Here is an 11,961-nt window from a genome sequence, read left to right as displayed (position 1 = left end):
TTAATATGAATGAGTTGTTAGAAATAACAACTCATTTTTTTTGATTATATTATTTTGTAACTTTGGCTTACAAACCAAATTAGATAATGAAAAACATAAAAGAATACGTCGAAGAGAATAAAGAGCGATTTATAAATGAATTAATCGAATTGTTAAAAATACCTTCAGTTAGCGCTGATAGTGCTTTTTCGCATGATGTAATCATGACAGCAGAAGCGGTTAAAACTAGTCTTGAAAAAGCAGGGTGTGATTTTGTAGAACTTTGCGAGACACCTGGATATCCAATTGTGTATGGAGAAAAAATTATAGATACTAATTTACCTACAGTACTTATTTATGGACATTATGATGTACAACCAGCCGATCCAATCGATTTATGGAACTCTCCTCCATTTGAACCCATAATAAAAAATACTGATTTGCATCCAGAAGGAGCCATTTTTGCAAGAGGTGCTTGTGATGACAAAGGGCAAATGTATATGCACGTTAAGGCATTTGAATATATGATTAAAAATAATTGCTTACCTTGTAATGTGAAGTTTATGATCGAAGGAGAAGAGGAAGTAGGTTCAAAAAGTTTAAGTTGGTTTGTTGAACGAAATCAAGAAAAACTAGCTAATGATGTAATATTAATTTCTGATACTGGGATGATTTCAAATTCACAGCCTTCAATTACTACAGGTTTACGTGGCTTAAGCTATGTTGAGGTTGAAGTTACTGGTCCAAATAGAGATTTGCATTCTGGTTTATATGGTGGTGCTGTAGCTAATCCAATTAACATATTATCGAAAATGATAGCTTCTCTTCATGATGAAAATAATCATATTACCATTCCAGGGTTTTATGATAAAGTAGAAGAGCTATCTAATGAAGAAAGAGCCGAAATGGCTAAAGCTCCTTTTTCATTAGAAAAATATAAGAATGCATTGGATATTGATGATGTATATGGTGAAGAGAGTTATGTTACTAACGAAAGAAATTCTATACGTCCAACATTAGATGTAAACGGTATTTGGGGTGGTTATACAGGTGAAGGAGCAAAAACAGTTATTGCAAGTAAAGCTTATGCTAAAATATCTATGCGTTTAGTTCCAAATCAAGATTGGGAAGAAATAACAGATTTATTTAAGAAGCATTTTGAAAGTATTGCTCCAAAAGCTGTAAAAGTAAAAGTGAAACCACATCATGGAGGACAAGGTTATGTTACACCTATAGATAGTATAGGTTATCAAGCAGCAAATAAAGCTTACACTGAAACATTTGGTGTGCCTGCCATTCCTGTTCGTTCAGGAGGAAGTATTCCTATTGTAGCTTTATTTGAGAAAGAATTAAAAAGTAAAACAATTTTAATGGGATTTGGATTAGATAGCGATGCTATCCATTCACCAAATGAACATTTTGGAATATTTAATTATTTAAAAGGAATTGAAACTATTCCACTTTTTTACAAGTATTTTGTAGAAATGAGTAAATAGCAGAAAAGCCACTTTTAAAAGTGGCTTTTTTGTTAAATATTTTTATTTGTATTTAAAATGGCTTTTTCATTTTTATAGTCTATCCAAGCTTGTCCTTTTCTTTTGCGCATAAAATTATCATAATAACGCATAAAAAACACATTATAGACTGCTTTTATTAAATTGACAGGTTTTCTTGGAAAAGCTCTTAAACTCATCGAAAATCCAGGAGTAACATATTTCATATAGTGCCAATAACCTTCCGGCATATATAGCATTTCTCCGTGTTTTAGATTACAAATCAGACCCTTAGTTTTTTTTAAAGCTGGAAATTTATCAAAATTTGGATTGTCAAAATCGATATCTTCTCTTGAAATTAATGAATAAGGTACTTTATATAAATACGGAGTTTGGTTGGGTTCAAATAAAACACATTGTTTAATACCATGAAAATGAAAATGTAAGATATTTGAATAATCAATGTCGAAATGCATAAAGACTTTAGAATTTTCACCTCCAAAGAACAACATGGGTAATTGTTTAACTAATTTTAGGCCAATTTTAGGCCATTTAAAATCATTTTGAAGAGTAGGAACTTCTTTCATTAAATTATACAAAAAAATGCGATAATTTGTCGGTTTTGATTGAAGCAAATCTATATAGTCGTTCATTTTCATTTTTGCATGCGCTTCATTAAAACCATCTTTGTAAGATACAGGTCTATCATCATACAATGGAACCGTTTTATCTCCAGCAATATTTTTAATATATTCTAAATTCCATTTTGAGTAAGCAGGCCAATCTGTAGTTAATTTTTCTATAACTAATGGCTTTTGTTTTTTTACATAGTTTGTGTAAAAATCTTCTTTTGAAATAGTTTCTACACGTTCAATTTCAGTTAAATGTAATGAAGACATAAAAAATGCTCTAAGTTTACTTAGAGCAAATTTATTTAAATGTTATCAAAAATTTAAAAATTTATGAAAACTTTATTTACTTTTTTGCGATGCTTCAACATTTCTCTCAATTACATGACTTGGTCTTGACCATTTTGGTTTTTCTCCAAGACTTGAATATTCAGAGTCTTCAGCTTCTACAGTTTGAGGTTGCATTTTTTTAATAAAAGGCTTCTGAGGAGTAAGTCCTAATAATTCAAACATTTTCATATCTTCATTAACATCTGGATTAGGAGTAGTTAATAATTTATCTCCAGCAAAAATTGAATTTGCTCCAGCAAAGAAACACATGGCTTGTCCTTCTCTACTCATTTGAGTTCTGCCTGCAGATAATCTAACTTGAGTTTCTGGTATTACGATTCTAGTTGTTGCAACCATGCGTATCATGTCCCAAATTTCAACAGGCTTTTCATTTTCTAAAGGAGTTCCTTCTACAGCAACTAAAGCATTAATTGGTACTGATTCAGGTTGAGGGTTTAATGAAGCTAATGCAACTAGCATGCCAGCTCTGTCTTCAATACTTTCTCCCATTCCTATAATACCACCACTACAAACAGTAACGTTAGTTTTTCTAACATTATCTATAGTTTGCAAACGATCTTCATAACCTCTTGTTGAAATAATTTCTTTATAATATTCTTCTGAAGAGTCTAAATTGTGATTGTAAGCATATAAACCCGCTTCTGCTAAACGTTTTGCTTGATTTTCAGTAATCATTCCTAGAGTACAACAAACCTCCATGTCAAGCTTATTGATTGTCCTAACCATTTCTAAAACTTGATCAAATTCGGGACCGTCTTTAACATTTCTCCATGCTGCACCCATACATACTCTAGATGAACCTGATGCTTTAGCCCTTAAAGCTTGTGCTTTTACTTGAGAAACTGACATTAAATCATTTCCTTCAATGTTTGTGTGATATCTTGCAGCTTGTGGACAATACCCGCAATCTTCTGGACATCCACCTGTTTTTATAGATAATAAAGTAGAAACTTGTACAACATTTGGATTGTGAAATTGTCTATGTATTGTTGCAGCTTCATATAATAAATCCATTAAAGGTTTATTATAGATAGCGATTATTTCTTCTTTTGTCCAATTGTATCTAATAGTATTCATTAAATTTCTTTTAGTCTTCAAAAGTAGGGAATTAGTTTTGAAAACTAAAAGAAATATAAGTCAATTAATATTTTGAATTTAAAACAATATCTTTCCAGTATTGCATTAATGCGAAGGAACCAATTAAACTAGAAGCGATACCTTCAAATAATAATGCCGTAGAATATTTGATAATATTGGTTTTACCCACAAAGAAGAAAGTATCTGAAAGCTTAGATAAATAGGATTCTCCACCTTTTAAATATATAAAAATAATTAGCCCTATAATACCTAATACCACACCAATAACTCCTGTTTTGAAACCAGAAATTAGGTTTTCTAAATAATCCGAATGACCGTGATTTAGATTAAATCTAATGGTTTTATTTATCCCATATAATACAATTACTGCATTGAAAATTCTTAAATAATTCTTATCTGCAAATCCTAAAACATCCATAATAAGAAAGAACAAACCTATTCCTAGAAAAATTAGGAAGCCATTTTTAATTTCGATTGAGTTTTTCATAAAATGTCAATTTAATTATATAAAGATAACTAAAAAAAACATAAATAACTGAAAATCAAATGTTAAATCATTCTATATTGTAAAGAGTTAACCATTCATTGTGAGAAAAATAATTCCATTTGGCTTTTGCCATATCATATTCTGGTTTGATTAAAGGATGATAAGATTTTCTATTAATAGAATTTGAACAGGTTATATATATAGATATGTTTTTGTCATGATATTCTTCTTTTATTTTTTGACAATATTGCCAAATAAAATCTGGTTTTGTAGGAAGTTGCGCAGCCTGTTTGTGAGTAAGATTTTTATGGTAATTATATAGGGTTGTTTCTTTGGTAGTATTATTAATTATTTTAAAGGAGATATTACCGCTTCGTTCTCTTAACATCATTCTCCAGCTTAATCGATGTCCTTCCTCAGTCCATAATACATCTCCTTTTATAAAATAGTGACGTAAGGGTAAAAGTAATTGTAGGCATAAAAAAGGGAGAAAAAAGAAGAAAAATAGTCTTTTATTTCTATAATCATAATTTTCAGAAAATGTAGTTGTCGTGTTATTCCTAAGAAACAATTTTCTTATTTTGTAAGGCTCGTAGAAAAAAAGAGCAAAACTTAATGCAAAAAAGGGGAAAATTCCAATTTGTAATACTACAGCATTAAATAAATGAAAAACTAAAGAAGCAATTAAAGCTATATTTCTAGTTTTTTTAAATAATAAAAAAGGGATTATTAATAAATCGTATAATATTCCTGCATATGCAATGAATAAGTAAAACCATTTTTCAGCAAATAATTTTAAAAAAAATGTACGATTTGTTGCGCCTTGTAATAGATTTTTAGTGAAGGTGCCATCTAGCCAATCTGGATATATCTTTGCCAAAGAAGCATAAAAATAAACAATAGAAATTTGAATTATAAAAATCAAATATATCCAATAAGGGATTGTTTGCTTTTCAGATAGGTAACCTAGCTTTACATCCAAAGATTTATAATGATTTGAAGGTAAAAAAATCATCATAAAGCTTATAATCATAAGCAAATAATAATGATTGTTATAAGATGTCTTTTGCATAAAATAAACACCCGACCATAATAATGTGAATGATAACATACTAAAAGTATATCGTAGGCCTATCATGATGAAAATGCCCATTAATCCCATAATGGCGAAATAGTAATACATTCCATTACCAGATAAAGGTTGTAACCATTCAAAACCAATAAAACTGAAAGTGAATTTTGGTGCAATTAATACATTTTTTACCCAACCCGTAATTATAGCACCAAAACTCTCACAAGCGATTAAAAATCCAAAAAATATTCTAAAAACAACTAATGGAGCTATATCAGTATTTTTAAAAAGCATCTTATTCATTGATACTTATTTATTTTTGTTTATTCTTGATAATGCGAAAATTTTATCTTTCTCAAGTTGAGATTTTAAATCGTCAAGAGAGTTAAATTTATTTTCATTTCTAATTCTTTCGAGAAAATGTATCGTTATTTGCTTACCATAGATATCTTCATTAAAATCGAAAATATGTACTTCAATACTTTGAAAAGTTGATGTAACAGTAGGATTATTACCTATATTCATCATTCCAAAAAATGTTACTTTATCAACTTCAACAGAAACAATATAAACTCCATTTTGAGGTATTAGTTTATATTCTTCTTTTACATTAATATTAGCTGTGGGGAAGTTAATTGTTCTTCCAATTTTTTTTCCTTCAATGACAGTTCCATTTAAAGAATAAGGATAGCCTAAAAAATCATTTGCAATTTGAATATTTCCTTCCAAAAGTGCATTTCTAATTTTAGTTGAACTAACAGTTATTTCATCAATCTCTTTTGCTGTTATTTGATTTACATCAAAATTATATTTTATACCAAAATCAATTAAATCTGAAATAGTCGCAGTTCTATTTCTTCCAAAACGATGATCATAACCAATAATTATTGAACAAATATTTAATTGATCTACTAAGATATTTTTGACAAATTCTTCTGCTGTAAGTCTTGAAAAAGTTTTGTCAAAAGGATGAATAATTAAATTATCAATATCATATTTAGAGAGTAATTCTTTTTTTTCTTCAATAGTATTTAAAAGTTTTATGTTTAAATCTTGCTGTAAAACCATTCTTGGATGTGGAAAAAAAGTAAGAATTGTACTTTCGGCATTTTTTTCTTTTGCTATAGTTTGGAGCTTCTTAAGTACTTTTTTGTGTCCTATATGAACTCCATCAAAAGTTCCTATTGTAACAATAGTTTTTGCAGTACTGGTAAATGAAGAAATAGAATTAAAAACGTTCAAGGTGAAATATTTCTAGCAAAAATAAGTATTTTAAAGTTCAGTTAAAAAAAGCGGACTGATAAAATTTATCAATCCGCTTAAATTATTCTTTATATTATAAAATTAATTTTTAATAAAGCGTAATGTTTTAGAATTGTTCTCAAAATTCATTTTTATAAAATAAATCCCATTAGTGAATTCTGAAGTATTTATTTGTAAATCTGAACTATTAATATTTGAAGACTTAATAACTTGACCTAAATTGTTGTAAATTTCATAATTAGCGGGATAATTAAGTTCAACTGGAATGCTAATGTTTAAAATTGAGTTAGTTGGATTAGGATATAATGAAATAGAATTCAATAAATCAAAACTTTCAGAATTCAAGGCATTGTTAGAAAACAGATAAGATTCGCTGTCTCCATAATTGCCTCCGCCTGATGCGATAGTAACTGCGCCACTATTAGCCTTAATAGTCCAGCTACCAGCATCATTATTAGAAACTCCACCAGTTGAGCTACCTGCCATTCCATCACCGAAAGAATCAAATATAGTAAAAGTATAACAACCGTTTGCAGGTAAATTCCATATTTGATTTGTAATAAGATTTTGTGTTCCAGAGTTAAGTTGATTTGTATATGGTCCACCAGAATATAATGTCATGCCAGATTGGTTTGTTAATTGCCAAGTTATTTCAGCACCAAATGGGTCACCTATTAAATTAAATGTATATGAAGTGTAAGTATAATTGTCTAATGGCGTACTATTAGTATTGCTAAATGTTTTAGAAGCGTTATTATTTGTTGTTCTTTGATCTGTTGCTCCATTTACTGCTGTAATTGACGCATTTAGGGTGCCATTAATCGCAGTGTTTGCTAATGTTATGTAAATAAATTTATTTGGTGCCAATGAACCAGACCAATTATTAGTGTAAGTAGTTCCTCCATTAATATTATAACTGATTGAAGCTGTAGTTAAAGTTGAAGTTCCTCTATTATATAAAGAAATCACTTTTAAAGGTAATCCTCCATTTGGATTTGTACATGTTGAAACAGCGTCACAAGCATTCTCGATTTTAATTTCTGCATCATTAGCAAATAAAGGAATAGCAATGTCTTTAGTTGATGTTTTTAAAGAGACTCTTCTTGGAGAATTATTAAAAACGGCAACCATTCTATCTTTTTGATTTTGAGTATAAATACTCATACAGCTATCGTCAGAATAGTCCATGTAGTTTTGAATTTGTCTTGTTCCAGAACATTGTATTGGAGCAATACAGCCTCCAGTATTAGCACCTGCATAATAATCTCCGTCACAATTTGGAGTATCATTACAATAATCATCAGAATTACAATCGCCATCACCCCAAAGATGTCTTAATCCTACCCAATGACCAACCTCATGAGTCATTGTTCTACCTTTGTCGTATTGAGTTCCAACATAATTTCCAGCAGGATAAATAGAGCGAGAACCAAATGTACCATAGTTAGACACAACGCCATCAGTATTTGCAGCACCACCAGATGGATTTAATCCTGCTAAACCTGATGAGCTAGGAAATTGCGCGTAACCTAATAAGCCTAAAGAACCAAAATTAACAGACCACATATTTAAATAATCTGTTGCATTCCAAATTGTTTGTGGTTTAATTTCAGCATTTACAAGTGCTAATGTAGCACTATTTGTTCCCGCATTCCAATCTTCTCTACATAAGTTAATCCTATCAATACCGTTAGTTGGGTTGCCATTAGGGTCTACTTTTGCAAGCGCAAATTGAATTTGGGTGTCTACACCTATTCCAAAACCTGGTGTGCCTGCCATTCTTCTAAAATCTTGATTTAAAACTGTAATTTGAGATTCTACTTGTTCGTCACGAATGTTTTCATTAGAACCATATGCATCTCCATTGTGAATTACATGTACAACAACTGGTATCGTAATGATGCCACCCGTTTCTGATCGATAAGTAGGATCATTTTTATATTTTTCTACTAATGGAGCTAACCAATTTTCGAATTCTTGGTCGTTCAATCTTTTAGGGTTGTTTTGTCTTAAAAGTTCTTCATATTCTACAGAAGCACATTTTATGTGACCACTAGGTGAACGTTTTACATCATCAATTTTTTTTCCAAATGATTTAGTTTGTTGTTTTTTAATTTGTGCATTTAAACTCAAAGACAACAATAATAATAGTAAAGTTATTTTTTTCATTAAGATTTAATTTTTTTGGTTTTTTAATTTCTCGCAATTTAAACTATTTTTTTAAATATTGTCACCTTAATTTTTCACGTAAAAAATCTTAAAATAGCATTAAATTATTGTTATATTTGTTATAAACAAAACAAATTTTATAATATATTATGAAAAAATTATTACTTCCTCTATTTTTTCTTTTATTTGTGAATCTTTCTTTTTCACAAATAAAAGTGCCTTGGGAAAAAGTTTCCAATAAAAATATTACCAAAAATAAGACAGTTCAAAGGCAGTCATTTCCAGAATCATTTGTTTTAATAGACTTAGATTTAAATACTTTTAAACAATTACTTAAAAATGCTCCTGATAGGCTTTCAAGAAATGAAAAAGGTATTATTATCACTTTACCAAACGTTCAAGGCACATTAGAACGCTTTGAAATTTTTGAAGCTTCAAATTTTGATCCCATATTGCAAGCTCAATTTCCTGAAATCAGATCCTATGCAGGAAATGGAATAGACGATCCTCGTGCTACTTTAAGAATGAGTATTGATCCTAAAGGTATTCAAACTATGGTTTTTAGAGCAGATAAAGGAACGGAATTTATGGAACCTTATTCAGAAGATAGGATTACATATGCTGTATATAATTCGTCAAGAGTAAAAGGTAAGTTGCCATTTACTTGTACAACAAAAGAACAAGAATTTGCAAATAAACTATCTAAATCTAATTTTTCAGATTTTGACATAAATGGCCGTTCAAGTACGGGTACATTACTAAATTTTAGATTAGCGTTGTCTTGTACAGCAGAGTATGCAAATTATTTTGGAGCAACAAGTTCAGTAAATGTTGGATTAGTAAATGCAGCATTTAATGCTACTATGACTAGAGTTAATGGTGTATTTGAAAGAGATTTTGCAATTCATATGAATATTATTGCAACCAATAATAATGTTATATATTATAATGCTTCGACAGACCCATATTCTCCTGCTACCAATTTAGGTAATTGGAATGGGGAATTACAAGCTACTTTAACTTCAGTAATTGGTGAAGCTAATTATGATGTAGGACATTTATTTGGAGCAACAGGTGGTGGCGGAAATGCAGGATGTATAGGGTGTGTTTGTATCAACAATCAGAAAGGAAGTGGTTATACATCACCACTTGACGGAATTCCAGTAGGAGATAATTTTGATATTGATTTTGTGGCTCATGAATTAGGTCATCAATTTGGTGCAAATCATACCTTCACACACGGAAATGAAGGTTCTGGTGTAAATATGGAAGTTGGTTCTGGCGTTACAATTATGGGTTATGCTGGAATTACAAATTTTGATACACATTTACATTCTATAGATGTATTCCATTCAGCAAGTATTGCACAAGTTCAGGCTAATATGGTAGGAAAAACATGTCCAACTACTGTATCGATTACTCATTCTGCACCTGTTGTAAATGCAGGTCCAGATTATATAATTCCTAAAAGTACGCCTTTTGTACTGACTGGATCTGCAACAGATGCGGGTGGTGCATTAGGTTTGACTTATACTTGGGAAGAATTTGACAATGCTACAGGCAATACAGGTGCGGCTAGTGCAGCTTCTGCAACTAAAACGAATGGACCTAATTGGGTTTGTTATCCTGATTTATCTGTGCCTGTAAGACATTTTCCAATTATAACTTCTACTATTGCTAATAGCCAAACCACAAATGGATTGGAAGTTACAGCAGAAGCTTTAAGTTCGGTTGCGAGAACTTTAAAATTCAGATTAACTGCAAGAGATAATGTTGCAGGTCAAGGGCAGACTGGTTTTGATGATACAATAATAACTGTAAACGAGATAGCAGGTCCATTTGTAGTTACATCACCCAATACAGCAGTTTCATGGGTGGCAGGTTCTAATCAAACGGTAACTTGGGATGTAGCTGGTACTACTTCAAATGGTGTAAATACTCCATTTGTGGATATTTATTTATCAAATGATGGAGGGCTAACTTATCCAATTTTGTTGGCTAGTAAAGTGCCCAATGATGGATCAGAAATAGTTACTGCTCCAGCTAATAGTATTGGAACAAATAAAAGAGTAATGGTAAAAGGAAATGAACAAGTTTTTTATGATATCTCTAACACAAATTTTTCTATAACTTCACCGCCTTCAAGTTTTTCTGTGTCTTTTAAAGGAACTCAAAACATTTTAGCTTGTAATCCTACCACAGTTACTTATACTTTTGATTATGCAGCTTTAGGAGGTTTTAGTGCTACAACTACTTTTTCTGCTACAGGTGTGCCAGCAGGGGCTACAATGAATTTTAGTTCAACAACTGCTACTTCAAATGGTGATATAACGTTAACATTGAGTAATTTGAATGCAGTAGCTGCAGGAAGTTACCAAATATTAGTTAATGCTACTTCAGGTTCTACTACAAAGACTGTTCCTTTTTATCTCTATATAGGTGTTAGTCCTGTAATATTAGCTACACCAGCAAATAATGCCAATGGTGTTAATACAAGCATTAATTTAGTATGGAATCCAAGTCCAGCAGCAACATCTTACGATGTTCAAGTCGCAACAGATAATGGATTTACAAACATTATAAGCTCAGGGAATGTTACTACAAATTCTTATACACTTAATGGATTAAGTCAAGGAACAAATTATTTTTGGAGAGTGCAAGCAAAGAATGCTACTTGTACAGGAAATTTATCAAGTATATCTAAATTTACTACTGGTATCGTATCATGTGCATCAACTTCATCTACAAATGTACCTGTTACCATACCTTCATCAGGAGCACCTACAGTATATTCAACTTTAAACATTCCTTCTGGTGGAACTATTTCTGATGTAAACGTAACAATAAATATCTCGCATACATATGTGAGTGATTTAACCGCATCGTTAATTAGCCCTTCAGGTACAGAAATTACTTTATTTGCAAGCGTATGTACTTCAAGAGATGACATTAATGCCACTTTTGATGATTCTGGAACAGCTATAACTTGTAATACAACTGTCCCGACTTTAACTGGAACAAGAATACCTGCACAAGCACTTTCTGCTTTCAACGGACAAAATTCGGTAGGTAATTGGTCTTTAAAGATACAAGATGCGTTTAATCAGGATGGAGGATCAATTAATAGTTGGAGTCTAAATATTTGTTCTGTTCAAGCATTAGCTAATGAGAATTTTGAATTGGAGAATTTTATGTTATATCCAAACCCTAATAATGGTAATTTTAATGTTAAATTCATTTCACATACTACAAATGATATAAATATTAATGTTTATGATATAAGCGGTAGAGAAGTGTTTAAGAAATCATTTTCTAATACAGGAAGCTTTGATCAAAATATTAATTTAATTAATGTGCAAAGTGGAATTTACTTAGTTTCAATCACTGATGGTTCCTTAAGAACAGTGAAAAGAATAATAG

The 11,961-nt window shown here is 30.7% G+C and carries 8 protein-coding genes; 2 read left to right on the top strand and 6 right to left on the bottom strand.

The window, feature by feature from the left end:
- Positions 1-86 precede the first annotated feature (86 nt).
- On the top strand, positions 87-1,475 hold the full coding sequence (locus HALO113_RS09255) for a dipeptidase (protein WP_159778756.1): 1,389 nt from the start codon (positions 87-89) through the stop codon (positions 1,473-1,475).
- 32 nt (positions 1,476-1,507) lie between these two features.
- Here HALO113_RS09255 and HALO113_RS09250 read toward each other — a convergent pair whose 3' ends face one another.
- From HALO113_RS09250 to HALO113_RS09225, 6 genes are all read right to left on the bottom strand, one after another.
- Positions 1,508-2,371: a cupin-like domain-containing protein gene (locus HALO113_RS09250; protein ID WP_159778755.1), complete on the bottom strand. Its 864-nt coding sequence runs from the start codon at positions 2,369-2,371 to the stop codon at positions 1,508-1,510.
- A 72-nt stretch (positions 2,372-2,443) separates the two neighbouring features.
- Entirely contained in the window at positions 2,444-3,529 is a 1,086-nt protein-coding gene (bioB, locus tag HALO113_RS09245) for a biotin synthase BioB (RefSeq protein ID WP_159778754.1), read from the bottom strand.
- Positions 3,530-3,593: 64 nt separating this feature from the next.
- Positions 3,594-4,037: a hypothetical protein gene (locus HALO113_RS09240; protein WP_159778753.1), complete on the bottom strand. Its 444-nt coding sequence runs from the start codon at positions 4,035-4,037 to the stop codon at positions 3,594-3,596.
- Positions 4,038-4,104: 67 nt separating this feature from the next.
- On the bottom strand, positions 4,105-5,412 hold the full coding sequence (locus HALO113_RS09235) for an HTTM domain-containing protein (RefSeq protein WP_159778752.1): 1,308 nt from the start codon (positions 5,410-5,412) through the stop codon (positions 4,105-4,107).
- 6 nt (positions 5,413-5,418) lie between these two features.
- Positions 5,419-6,351, bottom strand: coding sequence for a bifunctional riboflavin kinase/FAD synthetase (locus HALO113_RS09230; protein ID WP_159778751.1), 933 nt, complete (start codon positions 6,349-6,351; stop codon positions 5,419-5,421).
- 102 nt (positions 6,352-6,453) lie between these two features.
- Positions 6,454-8,541, bottom strand: coding sequence for a M43 family zinc metalloprotease (locus HALO113_RS09225; protein WP_159778750.1), 2,088 nt, complete (start codon positions 8,539-8,541; stop codon positions 6,454-6,456).
- Positions 8,542-8,690: 149 nt separating this feature from the next.
- Here HALO113_RS09225 and HALO113_RS09220 point away from each other — a divergent pair.
- Positions 8,691-11,961: reprolysin-like metallopeptidase (locus tag HALO113_RS09220; RefSeq protein ID WP_159778749.1), on the top strand; the 3,271-nt coding region annotated here is incomplete at its 3' end.

The sequence above is a fragment of the Flavobacterium sp. 9AF genome (assembly GCF_902506265.1).
Lineage (GTDB): Bacteria > Bacteroidota > Bacteroidia > Flavobacteriales > Flavobacteriaceae > Flavobacterium.
This window is presented reverse-complemented; position numbering and strand designations above follow the sequence as displayed.

Bases quoted from the DNA above. Each gene is read 5' to 3' on its own strand.
- HALO113_RS09250 (WP_159778755.1), bottom strand. From the start codon at position 2,371: ATGTCTTCATTACATTTAACTGAAATTGAACGTGTAGAAACTATTTCA.
- HALO113_RS09225 (WP_159778750.1), bottom strand. From the start codon at position 8,541: ATGAAAAAAATAACTTTACTATTATTATTGTTGTCTTTGAGTTTAAAT.
- HALO113_RS09235 (WP_159778752.1), bottom strand. From the start codon at position 5,412: ATGAATAAGATGCTTTTTAAAAATACTGATATAGCTCCATTAGTTGTT.
- bioB (WP_159778754.1), bottom strand. From the start codon at position 3,529: ATGAATACTATTAGATACAATTGGACAAAAGAAGAAATAATCGCTATC.
- HALO113_RS09255 (WP_159778756.1), top strand. From the start codon at position 87: ATGAAAAACATAAAAGAATACGTCGAAGAGAATAAAGAGCGATTTATA.
- HALO113_RS09240 (WP_159778753.1), bottom strand. From the start codon at position 4,037: ATGAAAAACTCAATCGAAATTAAAAATGGCTTCCTAATTTTTCTAGGA.